Annotated in this window: 19 protein-coding genes and 1 pseudogene; 12 read left to right on the plus strand and 8 right to left on the minus strand. The window is 71.2% G+C overall.

The annotated features are described in order from the left end of the window. The first annotated feature begins 33 nt into the window (after nucleotides 1–33). The 8 genes from ACZ404_RS11445 to ACZ404_RS11480 all read left to right on the plus strand — a co-directional run bounded on the left by ACZ404_RS11445 (nucleotide 34) and on the right by ACZ404_RS11480 (nucleotide 7,827). The gene (locus ACZ404_RS11445; protein ID WP_468438437.1) at nucleotides 34–618 is read left to right on the plus strand and encodes a PaaI family thioesterase; all 585 of its coding nucleotides are present in this window, start codon (nucleotides 34–36) and stop codon (nucleotides 616–618) included. Further along, complete coding sequence (dut, locus tag ACZ404_RS11450) at nucleotides 615–1,187, plus strand: dUTP diphosphatase (RefSeq protein ID WP_468438439.1); 573 nt, start codon at nucleotides 615–617, stop codon at nucleotides 1,185–1,187. Before ACZ404_RS11445 ends, dut begins: the two co-directional genes overlap by 4 nt. 1 nt (nucleotide 1,188) lies before the next feature. Continuing rightward, a complete protein-coding gene (locus ACZ404_RS11455) occupies nucleotides 1,189–1,953 on the plus strand; it encodes a DUF3710 domain-containing protein (protein WP_468438441.1) in 765 nt (254 codons plus the stop codon). Between the two features lie 274 nt (nucleotides 1,954–2,227). Continuing rightward, complete coding sequence (locus ACZ404_RS11460) at nucleotides 2,228–2,920, plus strand: ABC transporter ATP-binding protein (RefSeq protein WP_468438443.1); 693 nt, start codon at nucleotides 2,228–2,230, stop codon at nucleotides 2,918–2,920. A gap of 398 nt (nucleotides 2,921–3,318) precedes the next feature. Continuing rightward, on the plus strand, nucleotides 3,319–5,874 hold the full coding sequence (locus ACZ404_RS11465; protein WP_468438445.1) for an ATP-binding protein: 2,556 nt from the start codon (nucleotides 3,319–3,321) through the stop codon (nucleotides 5,872–5,874). Then, a complete protein-coding gene (locus tag ACZ404_RS11470; RefSeq protein WP_468438447.1) occupies nucleotides 5,871–6,560 on the plus strand; it encodes a response regulator in 690 nt (229 codons plus the stop codon). Before ACZ404_RS11465 ends, ACZ404_RS11470 begins: the two co-directional genes overlap by 4 nt. A gap of 97 nt (nucleotides 6,561–6,657) precedes the next feature. Beyond that, complete coding sequence (locus ACZ404_RS11475; protein WP_468438449.1) at nucleotides 6,658–7,056, plus strand: OB-fold nucleic acid binding domain-containing protein; 399 nt, start codon at nucleotides 6,658–6,660, stop codon at nucleotides 7,054–7,056. A 3-nt stretch (nucleotides 7,057–7,059) separates the two neighbouring features. Then, on the plus strand, nucleotides 7,060–7,827 hold the full coding sequence (locus tag ACZ404_RS11480; RefSeq protein ID WP_468438451.1) for a DUF3159 domain-containing protein: 768 nt from the start codon (nucleotides 7,060–7,062) through the stop codon (nucleotides 7,825–7,827). A 77-nt stretch (nucleotides 7,828–7,904) separates the two neighbouring features. On the opposite strand, the gene ACZ404_RS11485 is transcribed toward ACZ404_RS11480, so the two are convergent. The 3 genes from ACZ404_RS11485 to ACZ404_RS11495 form a co-directional block, all read right to left on the minus strand. Continuing rightward, on the minus strand, nucleotides 7,905–8,576 hold the full coding sequence (locus tag ACZ404_RS11485) for a potassium channel family protein (protein WP_468438453.1): 672 nt from the start codon (nucleotides 8,574–8,576) through the stop codon (nucleotides 7,905–7,907). Next, nucleotides 8,576–9,247, minus strand: a complete 672-nt coding sequence (locus ACZ404_RS11490; RefSeq protein WP_468438455.1) for a potassium channel family protein — start codon at nucleotides 9,245–9,247, stop codon at nucleotides 8,576–8,578. The genes ACZ404_RS11485 and ACZ404_RS11490 overlap by 1 nt, the downstream gene beginning before the upstream one ends. A 114-nt stretch (nucleotides 9,248–9,361) precedes the next feature. Further along, the gene (locus tag ACZ404_RS11495; protein ID WP_468438456.1) at nucleotides 9,362–9,496 is read right to left on the minus strand and encodes a hypothetical protein; all 135 of its coding nucleotides are present in this window, start codon (nucleotides 9,494–9,496) and stop codon (nucleotides 9,362–9,364) included. A 161-nt stretch (nucleotides 9,497–9,657) separates the two neighbouring features. Between ACZ404_RS11495 and ACZ404_RS11500 the strand changes: the two genes are divergently transcribed. Both ACZ404_RS11500 and ACZ404_RS11505 read left to right on the plus strand, forming a co-directional pair. After that, complete coding sequence (locus ACZ404_RS11500) at nucleotides 9,658–11,709, plus strand: APC family permease (protein ID WP_468438458.1); 2,052 nt, start codon at nucleotides 9,658–9,660, stop codon at nucleotides 11,707–11,709. Between the two features lie 97 nt (nucleotides 11,710–11,806). Then, entirely contained in the window at nucleotides 11,807–13,135 is a 1,329-nt protein-coding gene (locus tag ACZ404_RS11505; protein WP_468438460.1) for a class I SAM-dependent RNA methyltransferase, read from the plus strand. Nucleotides 13,136–13,221: 86 nt separating this feature from the next. Here ACZ404_RS11505 and ACZ404_RS11510 read toward each other — a convergent pair whose 3' ends face one another. Continuing rightward, nucleotides 13,222–15,513 carry an alpha-L-fucosidase gene (locus ACZ404_RS11510; protein ID WP_468438462.1) on the minus strand — a complete coding sequence of 764 codons (2,292 nt, stop codon included), beginning with the start codon at nucleotides 15,511–15,513 and terminating at the stop codon, nucleotides 13,222–13,224. A gap of 451 nt (nucleotides 15,514–15,964) precedes the next feature. On the opposite strand from ACZ404_RS11510, the gene ACZ404_RS11515 reads away from it, so the two are divergent. Further along, the gene (locus tag ACZ404_RS11515; protein WP_468438464.1) at nucleotides 15,965–17,401 is read left to right on the plus strand and encodes an RICIN domain-containing protein; all 1,437 of its coding nucleotides are present in this window, start codon (nucleotides 15,965–15,967) and stop codon (nucleotides 17,399–17,401) included. Between the two features lie 22 nt (nucleotides 17,402–17,423). Then, nucleotides 17,424–17,501: pseudogene (locus ACZ404_RS11520) on the plus strand (LuxR C-terminal-related transcriptional regulator); the annotation flags it as partial. Nucleotides 17,502–17,593: 92 nt separating this feature from the next. Here ACZ404_RS11520 and ACZ404_RS11525 read toward each other — a convergent pair. The 4 genes from ACZ404_RS11525 to ACZ404_RS11540 form a co-directional block, all read right to left on the minus strand. Continuing rightward, nucleotides 17,594–19,279 (minus strand): phosphoenolpyruvate--protein phosphotransferase, encoded by a 1,686-nt coding sequence (locus ACZ404_RS11525; RefSeq protein WP_468438466.1) that lies wholly within the window; start codon nucleotides 19,277–19,279, stop codon nucleotides 17,594–17,596. Beyond that, nucleotides 19,276–19,938, minus strand: a complete 663-nt coding sequence (gene dhaL / locus ACZ404_RS11530) for a dihydroxyacetone kinase subunit DhaL (protein ID WP_468438468.1) — start codon at nucleotides 19,936–19,938, stop codon at nucleotides 19,276–19,278. The genes ACZ404_RS11525 and dhaL overlap by 4 nt, the downstream gene beginning before the upstream one ends. 138 nt (nucleotides 19,939–20,076) lie before the next feature. Next, on the minus strand, nucleotides 20,077–21,075 hold the full coding sequence (gene dhaK, locus ACZ404_RS11535; RefSeq protein ID WP_468438470.1) for a dihydroxyacetone kinase subunit DhaK: 999 nt from the start codon (nucleotides 21,073–21,075) through the stop codon (nucleotides 20,077–20,079). Further along, nucleotides 21,072–21,842 (minus strand): MIP/aquaporin family protein, encoded by a 771-nt coding sequence (locus tag ACZ404_RS11540; RefSeq protein WP_468438472.1) that lies wholly within the window; start codon nucleotides 21,840–21,842, stop codon nucleotides 21,072–21,074. The genes dhaK and ACZ404_RS11540 overlap by 4 nt, the downstream gene beginning before the upstream one ends. Nucleotides 21,843–21,972: the final 130 nt, after the last annotated feature.

Genomic DNA, 21,972 nt, shown 5'->3' on the forward strand with positions numbered 1-21,972 from the left:
GTGCGGGACGGCGGGCGGGTAAGGTCTGCGGTCGTGAGTGGTAGTTCCCCAGCTCTTCAGCCTCCCGCCGACGCGGTGACACCGGTACGGCACCCCGACGCTCCCGCACCCGGCGAGCTGCTCGGTGCCCACTACGAACACTGTTTCGGATGTGGCCCCGGGCAGCGGCACGGACTGCACCTCGAGGCCCGCGCCGGTGAGGGGGTCTCGCTGACCGCCGAGTTCACCGTCCAGCCGGCCCACCAGGGCGCTCCCGGCCTCGCGCACGGGGGAGTGCTCGCCTCCGCCCTCGACGAGACGCTCGGCTCGCTGAACTGGCTGCTGCGGACCATCGCCGTCACCGGCCGGTTGGAGACCGACTTCGTGCGGCCGGTGCCGGTCGGCACCACGCTGCATCTGCAGGCCGAGGTCACCGCCGTGGCCGGACGGAAGATCTACTCCACCGCCACCGGGCGGATCGGCGGCCCCGACGGGCCCGTCGCGGTCCGCGCCGACGCGCTCTTCGTCGAGGTGAAGGTCGACCACTTCACCGAGCACGGCCGCACGGCAGAGATCCAGGCCGCCATGAGCGACCCGGACCAGGTCCGCCGGGCCCGCGCCTTCGAGGTGAACCCGTGAACGCCCCCGCCCCGGCCGGCGGCCGCGGTCCCCTGAACGTGTTGATCCGGCGTGTCGATCCGGACGTACCGCTTCCGGCGTACGAGCACCCGGGGGACGCCGGAGCCGATCTGCGCACCACCGAGGCGTGCGAGCTGCGGCCCGGTGAGCGGGCCGTGCTGCCCACCGGGGTGTCGATCGCGCTCCCCGAGGGGTACGCGGCCTTCGTGCATCCCCGGTCCGGGCTCGCCGCCCGCTGCGGTGTCGCCCTCGTGAATGCCCCGGGGACGGTTGATGCCGGGTACCGTGGGGAGATCAAGGTGATCGTGGTGAATCTCGACCCGCGCGAGTCCGTGCGGTTCGAGCGCTTCGACCGGATTGCCCAACTGGTCGTCCAGCAGGTCGAGAGGGTCCGCTTCCAGGAGGTCGCGGAACTTCCCGGCTCGGCGCGGGCCGAGGGGGGCTTCGGGTCCACCGGTGGCCATGCCGCGGTGGGCGGCGGGAGCGGCACAAGCGGTCGGGCCGCCAACGGCGGCCGGACGGGTGGGAATCGATACGCTTCGGTCGTATCCGACCGGGAAGGACAGTGACGTGTTCGGACGTCGCAAGAAGAAGGGTGCCGCCGAGGACGCGGCCGGCGAGGCCGAGCAGGTCGTCGACAGCGTCGACACCGAGGCGGACGAGGAAGCAGAGGCCGGGCGCGAGCGCGTCCGGCTGGAGCCCGGGCCGCGGCCCGACGGGCCGTGGGACAGCGAGGAGGTGCGCGACCCGGGTGAGGGCCGTGTGGACCTCGGCGGTCTCTTCGTGCCGGGCGTCGACGGCATGGAGCTGCGGGTGGAGGTCGCCGGGGACGCGATCGTCGCGGCCACCGTGGTGCTGCGCGACAGCGCCATCCAGCTCCAGGCGTTCGCCGCGCCCAAGCGCGAGGGCATCTGGGGCGAGGTCCGCGAGGAGATCGCCTCCGGCATCACCCAGCAGGGCGGCATCGTCGACGAGGTCGAGGGCCCGCTGGGCTGGGAGCTGCGCGCCCAGGTGCCGGTGCAGCTGCCCGACGGCACCGGCGGCTTCCAGGTCGTACGGTTCGTCGGCGTGGACGGCCCGCGCTGGTTCCTGCGCGGTGTGATCTCCGGCCAGGGTGCGGTGCAGCCGCAGGCGGCCGGGCTGCTGGAGCAGATCTTCCGGGACACGGTCGTGGTCCGCGGCGAGGGCCCGATGGCCCCGCGCGACCCGATCGTCCTCAAGCTGCCCAACGACGCGCAGATGGTCCCCGAGGGCATCTCCCAGGAGGAGGGCTCGCGGTTCTCGGGCGGCATGGGGCAGTTGCAGCGGGGGCCGGAGATCACCGAGGTGCGCTAGGCACTCCGCCGGGTTCAGCCGTCGATGTGCGGGCCGCACCTCCCAGAGGTGCGGCCCGTTCCTGCGGGTGCGCGGTGCGCGGTGCGCGGTGCGCGGTGCGCGGTGCGGGGTGTGGGGTGCGGGGTGCGGGGGAGCCGGTGCGTCACCGGGGGCGGCTCGCGAGCAACCACCACCGTCCGCGCGGTGGCAGCCGCATCTCGGACACAGCCCCGTGCCCCTTTCGGGGTGCGCGGGCGGCCGGTGATACTGGCGGCCGGAAAACGGGGGAGGCTGCATGACGCAGGTGACGACCGACACCATGGTCAGGGTCGACGGCGTCCACAAGTCGTACGGGCGGGGGGCCGCTGCCGTCCATGCCCTGCGGGGGGTGTCCTTCGAGGTGCCGCGCGGGGAGCTCGTGGCCCTCAAGGGGCGCTCGGGGTCCGGCAAGACCACGCTGCTGAACATCGTCGGCGGGCTCGACACCCCGGACCAGGGGCGGGTCGAGGTCGACGGGCGGGATCTGGCCGGGCTCGGTGAGAGCGGGCTGCTGGAACTGCGGCGGGACCGGATCGGGTTCGTGTTCCAGTCGTTCGGGCTCATCCCGATCCTCACCGCCGCCGAGAACGTCGGCGTACCGCTGCGGCTGCGCCGGGCCGCGCCGCGCGAGCGCGAGGAGCGCGTCGACCTGCTGCTCTCCCTGGTCGGGCTCGCCGACCACGCGGCGCAGCGGCCCGGCGAGCTGTCCGGCGGCCAGCAGCAGCGCGTCGCCATCGCCCGCGCCCTCGCCAACAGCCCGGCGCTGATCGTCGCCGACGAGCCCACCGGCCAGCTGGACGCGGAGACGGGTCACGCCGTCATGGAGCTGCTCCGGGCCGTCGTCCGCAGCGAGCAGGCCACCGCCCTGGTCGCCACCCACGACACCACCCTCCTCGACCTGGCCGACCGGGTCCTGGAACTGCGCGACGGCGAGATCGTCGAGCACTAGGGCCCTGACCGGCGGACCGGACCGGCTTCAGGCAACGGCGTCATGTCGGCGCCGGTGGGCCGGTGTGGGGTGCGGGCAGCTTCAAGGCGGAGGGGCCGCGACGCGAGGGGAAGTCGGCAGCCTGCGACAGCGCCGCGGATGGTCGTGCCAGGCCCCGCGACGCCGGCACGATCCGCCGGACCCACCCTTGGGCCGTTCCTCCGGCCAGGGCGGCTCCGGCGGCCTCGCGCCCTGGCCGGCCTCGCCGAGGACCCCGGAAGACAGGCCCCTGCCCCCTGCCCGACCCGTCAGGGTTGCGTCAAAGGCCCCCGTCGACCGGCCTCTCGTCCGCTTCGTCCGCATCGCGGGACGTAGGGTCGACGCTGCGTAGGCGGCAGTCACCGGAAGACAATGGGGCCATGGCACGCGGCAAGCTTCGGATCTACCTCGGCGCGGCACCGGGCGTGGGCAAGACGTACGCCATGCTGTCCGAGGCCCACCGCCGCACCGAGCGGGGCACCGACTGCGTCGTGGCCGTCGTCGAGCATCACGAGCGGCCGCGCACCGAGGTCATGCTGCACGGCCTGGAGCAGGTGCCCCGCCGGCAACTGGAGTACCGGGGCGCCACCTTCGGCGAGATGGACGTCGACGCCGTGCTGCGCCGGGACCCCGCCGTCGCCCTCGTGGACGAACTCGCCCACACCAACATCCCCGGCTCCCGCAACGCCAAGCGCTGGCAGGACGTCGAGGAGCTGCTCGCCGCCGGGATCGACGTCGTCTCGACGGTCAACATCCAACACCTGGAGTCCCTCGGCGACGTCGTGGAGTCGATCACCGGTGTACGGCAGCGGGAGACCGTGCCGGACGAGGTCGTGCGCCGCGCCGACCAGATCGAGCTGGTCGACATGTCACCGCAGGCACTGCGCCGCCGCATGGCCCACGGCAACATCTACCAGCCGGACAAGGTGGACGCGGCCCTGTCCAACCACTTCCGCCCCGGCAACCTCACCGCCCTGCGCGAACTGGCGCTGCTGTGGGTGGCCGACCGGGTCGACGAGTACCTGAACGCGTACCGCAGCGAGCACCGGGTCTCGAAGATATGGGGCTCGCGCGAGCGGATCGTGGTCGGACTGACCGGAGGCCCCGAGGGGCGCACCCTGATACGGCGTGCCGCCCGGCTCGCCGAGAAGGGCGCCGGCGGCGAGGTGCTCGCCGTCTACATAGCCCGCAGCGACGGCCTCACCTCCGCGTCCCCGAAGGAACTGGCGGTCCAGCGCACCCTCGTGGAGGACCTCGGCGGCACCTTCCACCACGTGGTCGGCGACGACATACCGGCCGCCCTCCTCGCCTTCGCGCGCGGCGTCAACGCCACCCAGATCGTGCTGGGCTCCTCGCGCCGCAAGGCCTGGCAGTACGTTTTCGGACCCGGCGTCGGCGCCACGGTCGCCCGCGAGTCCGGTCCCGACCTCGACGTCCACATCGTCACCCACGAGGAGGTCGCCAAGGGCCGCGGACTGCCCGTCGCCCGGGGCGCGCGCCTCGGCCGGGCGCGGATCGTCTGGGGCTGGCTGGTGGGGCTGGCCGGACCGGCGGCCCTGGCGGTGCTGCTGAACACCGTCGACCTCGGCCTCGCCAACGACATGCTGCTGTTCCTGGCCGTCACCGTCGCGGCGGCGCTGCTCGGCGGTCTGCTGCCCGCCCTGGCCTCGGCGGCCTTCGGCTCGCTGCTGCTGAACTACTTCTACACCCCGCCCCTGCACCGGCTGACCATCGCCGACCCCCGGAACATCGTCGCCATCGCGATCTTCTTCGGCGTCGGCATGTCGGTCGCCTCGGTGGTGGACCTCGCCGCCCGGCGCACCCACCAGGCCGCCCGGCTGCGCGCCGAGTCCGAGATCCTCTCCTTCCTGGCCGGCAACGTACTGCGCGGCGAGACGGGCCTGGAGGAGCTGCTGGAGCGGGTCCGGGAGACCTTCGCCATGGAGTCGGCGGCCCTGCTGGAACGGGCGAGCGACGTCGAGCCCTGGACCTGCGCCGGCCGCGCCGGGTTCGGGCCGCCGCTGGAGCGGCCCGAGGACGCCGACGTCGACATGCCGGCAGGGGATCACATGGCGCTGGCGCTCACCGGCCGGGTGCTGCCCGCCGAGGACCGCCGGGTGCTCGCCGCCTTCGCCGCGCAGGCAGCCGTCGTGCTGGACCGCAGACGCCTGCAGGAGGAGGCCGACCAGGCCCGCGCCCTCGCCGAGGGCAACCGCATCCGCACCGCCCTGCTGGCCGCCGTCAGCCACGACCTGCGCACCCCGCTCGCCGGCATCAAGGCCGCCGTCTCCTCGCTGCGCTCCGACGACGTGGCCTGGTCCCAGGAGGACCGGGCGGAGCTGCTGGAGGGCATCGAGGAGGGCGCCGACCGGCTCGACCACCTCGTCGGCAACCTGCTCGACATGTCCCGCCTGCAGACCGGCACGGTCACCCCGCTCATCCGCGAGATCGACGTCGACGAGGTCGTCCCCATGGCGCTCGGCGGCGTCCCCGAGGACAGCGTCGAGCTGGACGTGCCCGAGACCCTGCCGATGGTCGCCGTCGACCCCGGACTGCTGGAGCGGTCGGTGGCCAACCTGGTGGAGAACGCCGTCAAGTACAGCCCGCACGGGCGGCGCGTCCTGGTGTCGGCCAGCGCCCTGGTGGACCGCGTCGAGATCCGCGTCGTGGACCGCGGGCCGGGGGTGCCGGACGAGGCGAAGGACCGCATCTTCGAACCCTTCCAGCGGTACGGGGACGCCCCGCGCGGCGCCGGCGTAGGACTCGGGCTCGCGGTGGCCCGCGGCTTCGCCGAGGCCATGGGCGGCACCCTCGACGCCGAGGACACGCCGGGCGGCGGGCTCACCATGGTGCTGAGCCTGCGCGCGGCAGGATCGCGTCCCGAGTACGCGCACGCGCCGGCGGACTCCGCAGAACCAGAAAGGCAGACCCTATGACGACCCGGGTGCTGGTGGTCGACGACGAGCCGCAGATCGTGCGCGCTCTCGTGATCAACCTCAAGGCACGCAAGTACGAGGTCGACGCCGCCGCCGACGGCCGGACCGCCCTCGAACTCGCCGCGTCCCGCCACCCCGACGTCGTCGTCCTCGACCTGGGCCTGCCGGACATGGACGGCGTCGAGGTGATCCGGGGGCTGCGCGGCTGGACCCGGGTGCCGATCCTGGTGCTGTCCGCCCGCCACTCCTCCGACGAGAAGGTGCAGGCGCTGGACGCGGGCGCCGACGACTACGTCACCAAGCCGTTCGGCATGGACGAGCTGCTGGCGCGGCTGCGGGCCGCCGTGCGCCGGGCCGAGCCGGTCGGGCCCGGGGAGGACGACGTGACGAGCGTGGAGACGGCGGGGTTCACCGTCGACCTGGCCGCGAAGAAGGTCAACCGGGCCGGCAAGGACGTGCGGCTCACCCCGACCGAGTGGCACCTGCTGGAGGTACTGGTGCGCAACGCCGGCCGCCTGGTCGGTCAGAAGCAGCTGCTGCAGGAGGTCTGGGGCCCGTCGTACGGCACGGAGACGAACTACCTGCGCGTGTACATGGCCCAGCTGCGCCGGAAACTGGAGACGGACCCCTCGCACCCGAAGCACTTCATCACGGAGCCCGGGATGGGTTACCGGTTCGAGAAGTAGCCGTCGGCCGGTTCGAGAAGTGGGCCTTCTCAGGGGCGTCTGCCGTATCAGTGAGGTGACTTCCGGTCCTGGCGGTGGCCCCCGGTACGCTTCAGATATGACTGCTGTTCCTCGTTCCGAAAAGCCGGCCGGCCGGTTCCGGCGCATGCTCGACCGGCTCTCCTCGTCGCAGGAGGACCTGGAGTCGGAGGAACTGCGCGAGGACGCCGAGACGGCCGGCTGTATCAAGATCGGTGACTGCCGGGACCGGCAGATCGTCACCGTAACTGGTACCTTGCGCACGGTCACCCTGCGCCCACGCGCCGGAGTCCCCGCCCTGGAGGCCGAGCTGTTCGACGGCTCCGCGGCGCTGGACGTGGTGTGGCTCGGCAGGCGCTCCATCGTGGGCATAGAACCGGGGCGCAAGCTGATCGCATCGGGCCGGATCTCGATGAGCCGGGGCCGCCGGGTGCTGTTCAACCCGAAATACGAACTGCGACCCCTCGGACGGGAGTAGCCGGTGACGTCCCTCGACAAGCCGACCGAACACGCCGGAGAGACCCGGACCGACGACGCCCGGGCGGTGACCGAGGCCGCGCTGTTCGAGGCGTTCGGCGGGGTCCGCGGCATGGTCGAGACGGTCGTGCCGGGCCTTCTCTTCGTCGCGATCTTCACGGTCAACAAGAACCTGCACCTGTCGGCGATCGCCGCGCTCGTCGTCTCGCTGGTCCTGGTCGTGGTCCGGCTGGCGCGGAAGGACACCGTCAAGCACGCCTTCAGCGGTGTCTTCGGCGTGGCGTTCGGCGTGCTGTTCGCCATGTTCACCGGCAACGCCAAGAACTTCTACCTGCCGGGCATGCTCTACACCCTGGGCCTGGCGGTGGCCTACATCGTCACGGCCGTGGCCGGCGTGCCCCTGATGGGCCTGATGCTCGGGCCGGTCTTCAAGGAGAACCTCTCCTGGCGCACCCGTAACCCCGGCCGCAAGAAGGCGTACACGAAGGCGAGCTGGGCCTGGGGCCTGATCCTGCTCGGCAAGTGCGCGATCCTCTTCCCGCTGTACTGGTGGGCCGACACCACGCAGCTCGGCTGGGTCCTCGTCATCCTGAAGATCCCGCCCTTCCTGCTGGCGGTGTGGCTCACCTGGGTCTTCCTGGCGAAGGCACCCGCGCCGATCGACGTGTTCGCGGAGATGGAGGCCGAGGAGCAGGCCGAGAAGGAACGCAAGGCCGCGCCGGCCGCCGAGAGCGGCGAGCCGACGGCCGGCCGCCACCGCCGCGAGGCGTAGACGGCCGTCGTACGACGCGAAGGGCGCCCTTGGCAACAAGGGCGCCCTTCGCGTTGCCGGCCGGCCTCCGGTCGGCGTCAGCCTTCTTCGCGCCGCACCGACAGCAGCTCCTCGAGCTGCTCCTCACGGGCCTGCGCGGCCACGAAGAGGAGTTCGTCGCCCGGCTCCAGGGAGTCCTCCTTGGACGGGGTCAGCACGCGCGTGCCGCGGATGATCGTGACCAGGGAGGTGTCCTCCGGCCACTGCACCTCGCCGACCTGGGTGCCGGCCAGCGCCGACTCCTCGGGCAGGGTCAGCTCCACGAGGTTGGCGTCGCCGTGGCTGAAGCGGAGCAGCCGGACCAGGTCGCCGACGCTCACCGCCTCCTCCACCAGGGCGGACATCAGACGCGGGGTGGAGACGGCGACGTCGACGCCCCAGGCCTCGTTGAACAGCCACTCGTTCTTCGGGTTGTTCACCCGGGCGACGACGCGCGGAACGCCGTACTCCGTCTTCGCCAGCAGCGAGACGACCAGGTTGACCTTGTCGTCGCCGGTCGCGGCGATCACGACGTTGCAGCGCTGGAGCGCCGCCTCGTCCAGGGACGTGATCTCACAGGCGTCGGCCAGCAGCCACTCCGCCTGGGGCACCCGCTCCACCGAGATGGCGGTCGGGGCCTTGTCGATCAGCAGGACCTCGTGGCCGTTCTCCAGCAGTTCGCCCGCGATCGAGCGGCCGACGGCGCCGGCTCCGGCAATGGCGACCCTCATCAGTGACCGGCCTCCTCTTCCGGGCCCGAAGCGAACGCCGCCTCGACCTTCTCGACGTCGTCCGTCCGCATCATCACGTGGACCAGGTCGCCCTCCTGCAGCACCGTCTGCGAGGTGGGCAGGATGGCCTCGCCGAGGCGGGTCAGGAACGCGACCCGGACGCCCGTCTCCTCGTGCAGCTTGCTGATCTTGTGGCCGACCCACTTGGCGGAGGCGTGCACCTCGGCGAGCTGCACCGCGCCGCTGGGGTCGCGCCACAGCGGCTCGGCGCCCGAGGGCAGCAGGCGGCGCAGCATCTGGTCGGCCGTCCAGCGGACCGTGGCCACGGTGGGGATGCCGAGGCGCTGGTAGACCTCGGCGCGCCGGGGGTCGTAGATGCGGGCGGCCACGTTCTCCACGCCGAACATCTCGCGGGCCACACGCGCGGCGATGATGTTGGAGTTGTCACCGCTGGAAACGGCGGCGAAGGCGCCGGCCTCCTCGATGCCCGCCTCGCGCAGGGTGTCCTGGTCGAATCCGACCCCGGTGACCCGGCGGCCCCCGAAGCCCGGGCCCAGCCGGCGGAAGGCGGTGGGGTCCTGGTCGATCACGGCGACCGTGTGTCCCTGTTGCTCCAGGGTCTGGGCAAGAGCGGATCCCACTCTTCCGCAGCCCATGATGACGATGTGCACGACCGTCCTTCCGGTGTCCAAAAGTTACTGCTCAGCATCAGGGTCTCAGACCGACGCCCAAAGCTACACAGGAGCGGTTCGGGGTGGGCACCCCCCTGCCCGGGGTTTCGCCGGTCACGGGCGCCGGTCGCCCTCGGTGGCCAGCGGCGGGGCCTTGCGGCGCGTGATGCTGCGCACGCTGCACAGGGTCAGGATTCCGAGGCAGGCCAGGGCGACCGTGGCCCCGATCAGCTCTGCGGTCGCGGGCATGGGACCTCCGAGGCGCCGTGACGGGCGGGGTTTGCCATCTAGGCACGGGGAGCGCGCGGACCACGGAATCCGCAGTTCAGTGCGCCTCTGATTTCACTCGTGAGGCAGAACCCGGGTGCCGGGTGGGCGTCTGCGTGTTCGAAGGCATACGATCCTCTGTCGTGTCCAAACTGACCGACGTGCCCAAACGGATTCTGATCGGGCGCGCACTGCGCAGTGACCGGCTGGGCGAGACCCTCCTGCCGAAGCGCATCGCCCTCCCCGTCTTCGCCTCCGACCCGCTGTCCTCCGTCGCCTACGCGCCGGGGGAGGTCCTGCTGGTCCTGTCCATCGCGGGCGTGTCGGCGTACCACTTCAGCCCCTGGATCGCCGTCGCGGTCGTCGTGCTGATGTTCACCGTCGTCGCCTCCTACCGGCAGAACGTGCACGCCTACCCGAGCGGTGGCGGCGACTACGAGGTGGCGACCACCAACCTCGGGCCCAAGGCCGGCCTGACGGTGGCCAGCGCCCTGCTCGTCGACTACGTCCTGACCGTCGCCGTCTCCATCGCCTCCGGCATCGAGAACCTCGGTTCCGCGATCCCCTTCGTCGTCCAGCACAAGGTGCTGTGCGCCGTCGCCGTGATCGTCCTGCTGACGCTGATGAACCTGCGCGGGGTGAGGGAGTCGGGCACGCTGTTCGCGATCCCGACGTACGTCTTCGTCGCGGGCGTCTTCATCATGATCGCGTGGGGCGCCTTCCGCGGCCTGGTCCTCGGCGACACCATGCGCGCGCCGACCGCCGCGTACCACATCAAGGCCGAGCACCAGGGCCTCGCGGGCTTCGCCCTCGTCTTCCTGCTGCTGCGCGCCTTCTCCTCCGGCTGTGCGGCCCTGACCGGTGTGGAGGCCATCTCCAACGGTGTCCCCGCGTTCCGCAAGCCCAAGTCGAAGAACGCGGCGACCACGCTGGCGATGATGGGCCTGCTGGCCGTGACCATGTTCTGCGGCATCATCGCGCTGGCCATGTCGACCAAGGTCCGCATGGCCGAGAACCCGGCCACCGACCTGCTCCACAACGGGACCCCGCTCGGCTCCGGCTATGTCCAGAACCCGGTGATCTCCCAGGTCGCCGAGGCGGTGTTCGGCAAGGGCAGCTTCCTGTTCGTCGTGCTGGCCGCGGCCACCGCCCTGGTCCTCTTCCTGGCCGCGAACACGGCGTACAACGGCTTCCCGCTGCTCGGCTCGATCCTCGCCCAGGACCGCTACCTGCCGCGCCAGCTGCACACCCGCGGCGACCGCCTCGCCTTCTCCAACGGCATCGTGCTGCTGGCCGGCGCGGCCACCCTGCTGGTGTTCATCTACGGCGCCGACTCCACGCGCCTGATCCAGCTCTACATCGTCGGCGTGTTCGTGTCCTTCACGCTCAGCCAGACCGGCATGGTCCGGCACTGGAACCGCCACCTCGCCGTGGAGAAGGACCCGGCCAAGCGCAGCCACATGATCCGCTCCCGCGCGATCAACGCCTTCGGCGCCTTCTTCACCGGCCTGGTGCTGGTCGTCGTCCTCGTCACCAAGTTCACGCACGGTGCCTGGGTCGCCCTGCTGGGCATGTGCATCTTCTACGCGACGATGACCGCGATCCGTAAGCACTACGACCGCGTCGCCGAGGAGATCGCCGCCCCCGAGGGCCCGAGCGACGACAGCGTACGGCCGTCCCGGGTGCACTCGGTGGTCCTGATCTCCAAGATCCACCGCCCCACCCTGCGCGCCCTCGCCTACGCCAAGCTGATGCGCTCGGACACCCTGGAGGCGCTCACCGTCAACGTCGACCCGGCGGAGACCAAGGCGCTGCGCGAGGAGTGGGAGCGGCGCGGCATCGACGTGCCGCTGAAGGTCCTGGACTCGCCGTACCGCGAGATCACCCGGCCGATCATCGAGTACGTCAAGGGCCTGCGCAAGGAGTCCCCGCGCGACGCGGTCTCGGTGATCATCCCCGAGTACGTGGTCGGCCACTGGTACGAGCACCTGCTGCACAACCAGAGCGCCCTGCGCCTGAAGGGCCGCCTGCTCTTCACGGCCGGCGTCATGGTCACCTCCGTCCCTTACCAGCTGGCCTCCTCCGAGGCGGCCCGCAACCGCGCCCGCAGGCGCCAGGAGTGGAACGCGCCCGGTGCCGTCCGGCGCGGCCCGGCGGTGGAACGGCCCAAGGAGTCCTCGGCCGCCAAGGACTGAGGCCCGGCGGGGAGGCCGTAGACTGGTGGGCTGCTGCCGGGCCCACCGGTCACGGCCTCGTTCCTTCCCCCCTCTCCCGATCTGGAGTCACCCCACCATGCAGGCAGAACCGACGAAGTCTCTGGTGGGCGAGGAGTACGAGGTCGAGATCGGCTCCGTCGCCCACGGTGGCCACTGCATCGCCCGCACCGCCGAGGGCCAGGTGCTGTTCGTCCGGCACGCGCTGCCGGGTGAGCGGGTGGTGGCCCGGGTGACCGAGGGCGAGGAGGGCTCCCGCTTCCTGCGCGCGGACGCGGTGCGGATCCTGGAGGCCTCCAAGGACCGCGTCGAGGCCCCCTGCCCCTTCGCCGGCCCCGGCCGCTGCGGCGGCTGCGACTGGCAGCACGCCAAGCCGGGCGCCCAGCGCCGGCTGAAGGGCGAGGTGATCGCCGAGCAGCTCCAGCGGCTCGCGGGGCTCACCCCCGAGGAGGCCGGCTGGGACGGCACGGTGATGCCGGCCGAGGGCGACAAGCTGCCCGCCGGCCAGGTCCCGCAGTGGCGCACCCGCGTCCAGTACGCCGTCGACGCCGAAGGGCACGCGGGCCTGCGCCGGCACCGCTCGCACGACGTCGAGCGCATCGACCACTGCATGATCGCGGCCGAGGGCGTCAGCGAGCTGGGCATCGAGAAGCGGGACTGGACCGGCATGGAGTCCGTCGAGGCGATCGCGGCGAGCGGTTCGCAGGACCGCCAGGTGATCCTGACGCCGCGCCCGGGCGGCCGCCTCCCGCTCGTCGAACTCGACCGGCCGGTCTCCGTCCTGCGGGTCGACGAGAAGACGGGCGGCGTCCACCGCGTCCACGGCCGCCCCTTCGTCCGCGAGCGCGCGGACGGCCGCACGCACCGTGTCGGGGGCGGCGGCTTCTGGCAGGTCCACCCGAAGGCCGCGGACACCCTGGTGACGGCGGTCATGCAGGGCCTGCTCCCGCGCAAGGGCGAGACGGCGCTGGACCTCTACTGCGGCGTCGGCCTCTTCGCCGGCGCCCTGGCCGACCGCCTCGGCGAGAAGGGCGCGGTCCTCGGCATCGAGTCCGGCAAGCGGGCCGTGGAGGACGCGCGGCACAACCTGGCCGACTTCCCGCGCGTCCGCGTCGAGCAGGGCAAGGTCGAGTCGGTCCTCCCGCGCACCGGCATCACCGAGGTCGACCTGATCGTCCTCGACCCGCCCCGCGCCGGCGCCGGCCGCGCCACGGTGGCCCACCTCGCCTCCCTCGGCGCCCGCCGCATCGCCTACGTCGCCTGCGACCCCGCCGCCCTGGCCCGCGACCTGGCGTACTTCCGGGACGGGGGGTACCGGGTGCGGACGCTCCGGGCGTTCGACCTGTTCCCGATGACGTCGCACGTGGAGTGCGTGGCGATTCTGGAGCCCGCAGCAAAGGGCGTCTGACCTGCTGCTTTCATGGGCCCCGGCTGCCCGCGGGTGCGGGCCGTGGGGCCGGGACGTACGGGCGGCCCGGCACCACGGTCCGTCGTTCAGAGGGCGACGAGCTGCCAGTCCTGGTTGGCGCCGTCGGTGGTGGGCCACTGGATCACGTAGGCGCTGTCGAGGGTCGAGGCGTCCTTGATGTCGGCGCACCAGCCGTTGTGCACGTTGACGAGCCGGTAGTAGCCGCTGGTCTTGGAGGGGACCAGGTTCCACCACTGGTTGTCGCCGCCGTCGTCGGTCGACTGGTCGAGGATCGCGCCCCGGGTGGAGCCGTCGGGACTTTCGAGGACCTTGCCGCTCTTGGCGCTGACCAGCCGGTAGGAGCCGTCCGCGTTCGGCAGCAGCTTCCACTGCTGGTTGGTGCCGCCGGTCCAGGGATACTGGATGATCAAGGCGCCGTCGCCGGTCGAGGCGTCCTTGACGTCCATCACCTTGCCGCTGTTGCGGTTGACCAGCTTGAAGGTGCCGAGGTCCGCGGCGAAGGGCCGATCGTAGACCTCCAGGTTGCGGAGGGAGGCCCACACGCCGGTCGGCAGCCCGGTGACCGTGACACGCACATAGCGCGCCTGCGCCCGGAACTGGGCGATCTGCACCTGGCTGGTGCTGGTCGTGGCGGTACGGTCGGCGAGGAGGGTCCAGGTGGTGTTGTCGGTCGAACCCTCGATCTTGTACTGGTAGTTGGTCTTGTCCAGCTCCCAGGCGATGCGGGTGCCGGTCAGGGAGCGGGTGGAGCCGAGGTCGACCTTCAGCCAGTGGCCGGTGTTGCCGTTGTTCGCGCACCAGCGGGTGGAGGTGGACCCGTCGACGGCCTTGGCGGCGTAGTTGCCCTTGGAGGTCTCCTCGCTGTCGGCGGTGGCGGTCTTGCCGACGGCGATGTCGGCCGGCTGCACGGACCGGTCCAGGGTGACGCCGACGACGCTGTCCTGGGGGTGGGTGGTGCGGTCGATGCCGTTGACCGTGACCCGGCCGTCGCCGGCGACCGTGTACGACAGGTTGGTGCCGGAGCGTACGTCGAAGACGCGGGTGACCTGGGCGTCGCCGATCGGCGGGGTGGTGAAGGAGGTGCCGCTGTAGCCGGGCAGCAGGTGGACGTAGAAGGTGCTGTCCTTGTAGGTGAAGCCGTACTGGCCGTCGACGGGGTTCCACGGTCCGCCGCGGGTTCCGTAGACGGACTGGCCGCAGGCGGTCATGAAGGTGCCGATCTGGCGCAGCAGGTTCGCCTGGCCCAAGGAGACGGTGCCGTGCCGGTCCGGGCCGACGTTGACCATCGCGGTCATGTTCCGCACCCAGCAGTTGACCAGGATGTTCATCGCGGTGCCGTAACTCATCACCTTGTTGTCGGAGTTGTAGCCCCAGGAGCTGCCGACGGTGAAGACCTTCTCGACGAGGTTGCCGGTGCGTATCGCCCCCGTGGGTACCCCGGGACCCTCGTCGTTGAGGTAGTCGCCCATCCAGCCGGACCGCAGGTTCGCGACGATGTCGGGCTGGTGCTTGCGCACCATGCCCATCAGCCCCAGCGGCTTGCCACTGGCGTCGGTCTCGCCGTAGGCGGCGTCCACCGGCCACTGGTTGGCGGTGTCCCGGTACTGGCCGGGCTCCCAGAAGAACGCCGCGTCGGCGTCACTGCCCTTCTCCGCCAGCCAGCCGCCGTCCCACCACAGGTCGTCGATGACGCCGTACTGGGTGACCAACTCCTTGACGGACTCGTACACCTCGGTCTTCATGACCCGCGCGTTCTCCTTGTGCGCGGGGTCGGTGGTGTAGTTCCACGGGTTGGGTGCGCAGTTGGTGCCGGTGACGTCGTAGTACCCGGGGTAGCGCCAGTCGATCGGCGAGTAGTACAGGCCCACCTTCAGCCCGGCCGCCCGCACCGCCGCGACGTAGTCCTTGACGAAGTCCCGGTTCAGCGGGGCCTGCCCCGAGCTCCAGGCGTTGGGATGGTTCAACGGCCACAGTGCGAAGCCATCGTGGTGACGCGTCGTCAGCGTGACGTACTTCGCGCCGAAGTCCTTGGCCAACTGGGCCCACGTGGTGGGGTCGTAGGCGTCCGCGGTGAACTGCTCACTGGTGGCGTCGGTGAGGTATTTGCGGTAGTCGGAAGGCGTGATGGGGGCGTTGTGCATCCACCACTCGCCCTTGGCCGGGCCCGAGTACACGCCCCAGTGGATGAACATGCCCAGCTTGGCGTCCTGCAGCCACTGGATCTTTGAGTCGGGTTGCTGCTCCAGGCCCAGGTCGACCTTGGGCATGCGCAGGGGCGGGAGGGGCAGGGGGTCGGCCGTCGCGGCGTACGCGGGCGTCGCCACCGCGACGGAGCCGACCGCGGCGACTGCCGTCATGGCCGCCATGCCGGCGAGAACCGATCTGCGTGAGACGGATTCCGGCAACGTGGTTCCTCCTGTTCGATCGTCGGAACGAGCGCAGGGTCGGCGACCGTCGACAGCGGGGGCCGACCGGCGGGTCCGCGAGCCGGTGCAGGCCCGGCGTCCGTCCCGCATCGCCCGGATTCATTGGATGTATTAACGACCATGTGGGCCATGTCCGTCTAGAGTAGCGGCGGGGTTTCCTGCCTCAGCCCAGCGACGCGCCTCAGTCGCTGCTGTGAACATGGGATGTATATGGTGGGCGATTCTCTGTGAGGGGCCAAGCTCGGATCGGTCCGAACCGTTGACGATGGTTCTGTCGCGCCCTACCGTGCTCCATCAGAAACGCACACCTTCTGACATTTATCCACGTCCCGGGTGGGTGAGCCGCTCCCTGTGGAGCCGAACCCTCGACGAAGGAATCCCCATGCTCCGTCGTGTCTGCTTGCTTCTGTCGGCCGTCCTGATGGGCGCGTTCGGGCTTCTGGCCACCGGTGCGCCCGCGCTGGCCGCTTCGGTCACCGTGACCAACGCGACCCAGTTCACCGACACCACCGGAGCCGTGGTCCACTCCCACGGTGGTGGCGTGATCAAAGCCGGTTCGTACTACTACTGGTTCGGCGAGAACCGCAATCCCGACAACTCCTTCAAGTACGTCTCGGTCTACCGGTCGACCGACCTGAAGACCTGGGAGTTCCGCAACAACGTCCTCACGCGGAACAGCGCCGCCGAACTGGCCTCCGCCAACATCGAGCGGCCCAAGGTCATCTACAACAGCGCCACCGGCAAGTACGTCATGTGGATGCACAAGGAACTGGCCACCGACTACACCCAGGCCCGCGTCGCCGTCGCGGTCTCGGACACGATCGACGGCAACTACACCTATCTGGGCAGCTTCCGGCCGCTCGGCATCACCTCGCGGGACATGACCCTGTACAAGGACGACGACGGCACGGCCTACCTGGTCTCCTCCGCCAACGAGAACGCCGACCTCGACATCTTCAGACTGACCGCCGACTACACCGGGGTCGACAGCCTGGTCGCCAACCCGTGGCCCGGCACCTTCCGCGAGGCGCCGGCGCTGTTCAAGCGAAGCGGCGTCTACTTCATGCTCACCTCCGCCAACAGCGGATGGAAGCCCAACCAGCAGAGGTACGCCACTGCCACCAGCCCCGCCGGCCCGTGGACGGCCATGACGGACGTCGGCAACGACACGGCCTACGGCTCGCAGACCGCCTTCGTCCTCCCCGTCCAGGGCACTTCGGGCACCTCGTACCTGTACATGGGCGACCGCTGGGGCAACTCGATGGGCGGCACGGTCGAGGACTCGCAGTACATCTGGCTGCCCCTGACCTTCCCCACCAGGACGACCATGGACCTGCCGTGGTACCCGCAGATCGCCGTCGACACGGCGGCAGGGACGGTCACCGGCGTGGGTGGCGGGCCCTACTACAACCTCGTCGCCCGGCACAGCGGCAGGTGCGTCGACGTCTCGGACAACTCCGCCGCCGACAGCGCGGTCGTCCTCCAGTGGGACTGCGACGGCGGCCTCAACCAGCAGTGGCGGCTCAGCGACGCCGGAGGCGGCTACGTGCAGGTCATCGCCGAGCACAGCGGCAAGTGCCTGGACGTCTCGGGGGCTTCCACAGGGGACGGCGCGTACGTGAACCAGTACCGCTGCACCACCGGCACCAACCAGCAGTGGCTGCTCCAGGACCAGGGCAACGGCTACTACCGTCTCGTCGCCCGGCACAGTGGCAAGTGCCTGGACGTCAAGGACGCCTCCACCGCCGACGGCGCCCGCCTCATCCAGTGGCCCTGCGGCACCGGCAGCAACCAGCAGTTCCAGAAGCGCACCACCTGACCGCCCGGACGCCAAAGGCTGAACCAACGCGGAGATCGCCGAGCGGCTGGTCCTCACGGAATCCACCGTCAAAAAACATGTCGGCCGGGTCCTGGCGAAGTGTGACGAAGTGCCAACTTCACGATGTGCAGGAGCCCGGCCCCGCCGTCCACGGGGATCCGCCGCCTGAGACCAGGCCGACCCTTCCTGCTCTCAGGGCAGCGACGGCCCGCAGCACTGCTCGACGAGTCGCCAGACCTCTTCGGGTGTTTCGCGGGTGCGGGCGACGGCTGCCAGGGAGGCACAGGTGTCGTGGCGGAGGCGGCGGATGCGGGCGCGGACCTCGTCGAGGGCGGCAGGGCCGACCGAGAGGCCGTCGCAGCCGAGGCCGATGAGGAGGGGTGTCACGAGGGGATGTGCGGCGGCGTCGCCGCAGACGGAGACCTGACGGTCGTGGCGGTGGGCGGCGGTGACGACGCGGGCGATGGCGTCGAGTACGGCGGGATGTGCCGCCATGGCCGGGGTGGCAGTGGGGTCGCGCCGGTCCAGACCCAGGATCTGGCAGGTGAGGTCGTTGCTGCCGATGGAGAAGAAGGAGGCTTCGCGGGCGAGGTCGTCGGCCGCGGCGACGGCTTCCGGAAGTTCCACCATGATGCCCAGGGGCGGTATCGGTACGCCGGCTTCGGCGGCTGCGGCTTCAAGGAGGCGTCGGCAGGCGCGGAGTTCGTCGACGCTCGCGACCATGGGGATCATGATGCGCAGGTCGGTGTCGGCCCCGGCGCCGAGCAGGCTGCGGAACTGTTCGGCGAAGGCGTCCGGTCGGGCGAGCATGAGGGGGAGGCCGCGGCCGATTCGCGCGCCCTGGACGCGGGCGAGGAAGGGGGGCAGTTTGTCGTCGGCGAAGTCGAGTGTGCGGGCCGTGACGACCTGCCCGGTGAGCGCGCGCAGGACCGGGACGAGGGTGGCCGCGTGCTGGTCGCGGGTGGGCCAGGCGGGATGGTTGAGGAAGGGCAGTTCGGTGCGGAGGAGGCCGACGCCTTCGGCGCCCGTGGTCATGGCGGCGCGGGCCTCGGCCGGGGTGGCCACGTTGGCCCGCAGCACGATGCGGTGCCGGTCGAGTGTCTCGGCGGGCAGGTGGCGCTCTTCGGCGAGAGCGAGTCTGCGCGCTCGGGCGCTCTCCATGGCGTGCAGGGCTCTGGTGCGTTCCTCGTCGTCGGGGTGGGCGACCGCGTTGCCGTTGTCGGCGTCGAGCAGGATCTCCTGCCCGTCGGGCAGTTCGAGGAGCTGGGGGTCGACGGCCAGGAGGAAGGGGATGCCCTGCGAGCGGGCGACGATCGCCGCGTGGGAGTTCGGGCCGCCCGTCACGGAGATGGCGGCTGTCACCGTCAGGCCGGGTTCCAGCAGGTCGGCGGCGCCGATCTCGTGGGCGATCAGGACGAGGGGCTGGTCGGCGGCGGGGCCTGTCTCGCCGTGGAGGTGGGCCAGGACGCGGCGGCCGACCTGTCGTACGTCCGCGGCGCGTTCGGCGAGGGTGGGGTCGTCCAGGGCGGCGATGGTTGCGGCGTAGGTGTCGACGGCCTGCCTCACGGCAATGGGTATCGGCTGTCCGCCGTTCGCCCTCTTGACGGCCTGGTCGCGCAGATCCTGGTCCTGGGCGATGTAGCTGTTGACCTCCATGATGTCGGCCTCTTCGTCCTTGCCCTGTGCACGCAGCGAGGTCGACAGGTCCAGCAAGCGGGCGGCGACGGCGTCGAAGGCGTCGGTGATCAGTTGCGTGGGGTCGCCGCCGGCCCGGTGGGGCAGCTGCGTCCTGGTGGGTGGCCGGTCGGTTCGGTGGACGGCACCGAGGGCTGTGCCGGGTGCGGCGACCTGCCCGGTGTAGGTGCGTCGGTCGCTCATCGGGCCCCCAGCGACTCGGCGCGTGACCTCAGCGTCTCGGCGAGGGCGCGGAAGACCAGGGCGGTGGAGGTGGCGCCCGGGTCCTGGTGGCCGATGCTGCGGGCGCCGAGGTAGGAGGCGCGGCCCTTGCGGGCCTGCATCGGGGTGGTCGCGCGCATGCCCTCTTCGGCGGCGTCGGCGGCGGCCACGGCCGCTGCGGCCAAGTCGGCTCCGCCGTCGGCCTGTTGCCGGAAGGCGGCAAGTGCCGGGGCGAAGGCGTCGATCATGGTCTTGTCGCCGGGTGCGGCGGCACCGAGCTTCTCGATGCTCGCGAGACCGGCGGCCAGTGCGGCGGCGACCTGCTGGGCGTCGGCGGCGGGGGTGTCCAGGGCCTTGCCGATGGCGCGGAAGGCGCCGCCGTAGAGCGGTCCGGAGGCGCCGCCGACGGTGGAGATGAGGGTGGTGCCGGTCTTGACCAGGACGGCCCCGACGGTGTCCGGCTCGTAGTCGGCCAGGGCTGTCACGGCGGCGGAGAAGCCGCGGTGCATGTTGGTGCCGTGGTCGGCGTCGCCGATGGCCGAGTCGAGCTGGGTGAGGTGGTCCTTGTGCTGGTCCACGGCGGCGGCGATGGCCTGCACCCACGTGCGGGCGAGGTCGGTGTCCACGGAGTCTCCGTTCATGGTCGGTACGGGGCTGGTCGGGCGTTGGGTGAGCCGGGGGCGGGGGGAAGACGCGAGGGGTGCGGTCCGGGCGGGCCTGCAGCGGGAAGGCACCGGCCCGGCCCCTCGCGTCGCGCGTGGCCCCGCCCCCGGCTCGGTTCAGATTCCCCAGCGCAGCGCCGGGGTGTTCACAGGCGCGTCCCACAGGGACAGCATGTCGGTATCGGCCTGGCACACGGTGAAGGAAACGCCCGCCATGTCAAGGCTGGTCACGTAGTTGCCGACGAGGCTGCGGGCGATGACCACGCCTTTGTCCGTGAGTGCGGCGGCGACCTCGTTGAAGACCAGGTACAGCTCGATGAGCGGGGTGCCGCCCAGGCCGTTGACCATGACGATGGTCTCGTCGCCGGCCGTCAGCGGCTGGTCGGCGAGGATCGCGTCCAGTGCGGCGGCCACGATCTCCTTGGCCGGGCGCAGTTTCTCGCGGCTGCGTCCGGGCTCGCCGTGGATGCCGACGCCGACCTCCATCTCGTCCTCGGGCAGCTCGAAGCCGGGCTTGCCGGAGGCAGGGGTGGTGCAGGCGGTCAGCGCCACGGCGAAGGACCGTGAGGCGGAGTTGACCCGTTTGGCCATCTCCGCCACGGCGGCGAGGTCGGCGCCCTGCTCGGCGAGCGCGCCGGCGATCTTCTCGACGAAGACGGTTGCCCCGGTGCCTCGGCGTCCGGCGGTCCAGGTGGAGTCCTGGACGGCGACGTCGTCGTCGACCAGGACGGTCTCCACCGTGATGCCCTCCTCGGCGGCCAGTTCGGCGGCCATCTGGAAGTTGAGGACGTCACCGGTGTAGTTCTTCACGATGAACAGCACGCCTGCGCCGCCGTCGACGGCCTGGGCCGCGGCCAGCATCTGACCGGGCACGGGAGAGGTGAACACCTCGCCGGGGCATGCGGCGTCCAGCATGCCCGTGCCCACGAAGCCGCCGTGCAGCGGCTCGTGCCCGGAACCGCCGCCGGAGACGAGGGAGACCTTGCCCGGCTTGGTGCCCAGGGCGCGGGCGATCACCTTGTTCTCCGCGTCGACCTTCAGCTCGGGGTGGGCGGCGGCGATCCCGGACAATGCCTCGGCAAGTACCGCTTCGGGGGCGTTGATGAACTTCTTCACGACAGGGCTCCTTCGGCGGTGGCGACCGGCTCGGCCGCCACATCGGTGGCGGTGGCGATGCCGCGACGGGCGTTCAGGGCGGCGTAGAGGAATCCGGCGGTGACCGCGCCCACGACCTCGGCGATCAGGTAGACGGGCAGTTGGTTCCAGTGGACCGTGCCGTTGAAGACCTGGCCGACCAGCATGGGGCCGATCGTGCGGGCGGGGTTGATGGAGGCGCTCGTGGCGGGTGCGACCACCATGATGACGGCGAACACGGCCAGCCCGATGGCGAGTCCGGCGAAGCCGCCGGCGGAACGGCGGTCGATGGCGCCGAAGACGACGAAGGCGAGGATGGCGGTGCCGACGGCTTCGGCGAAGAAGGCCTGGCCGGCACTGACCTGAGGGCCGTAGTTGGCGATGCCCAGACCGACTGTGACGGCCTGGTGGCCGAGCACCCCGATGATCGCGAGGGCGCCGACGACCGCGCCGACGACCTGGGCGGCCATGTAGCCGGGGACGTCCCGCCAGGGCATCTTCTTCGTCGCGGCGAGCGCGAGGGTGATGGCCGGGTTGATCTGACAGCCGGAGATGTGACCGATCGCGTAGATCATCGCGATGACGACCGTGGCGAACGCCAGCGAGATCATGCCCAGATCGGCGAAGGTGAACGGGGCCTTGCCGTTGACGATGAGCGTGGCGGGGACCGAACCGACGCCGATGAACACCAGCATCGCGGTGCCCAGCACCTCGGCGAGCAGCTTCTGTGAGTAGGTGTTTTCTTCCATGAAAGGCGCCCAGCGCCGAACGGCGGCTCGGGCGTCTCACCTCCTCCGCGGGGAGCGGGCTGTGAAGGGAGGGGGCCGCCAGGTTCATCAGGGTCGGGGCAACCTGGCGGCCGCTCAGGGGAAGCCGGGC

It is taken from the genome of Streptomyces sp. NPDC030798, from assembly GCF_055572275.1.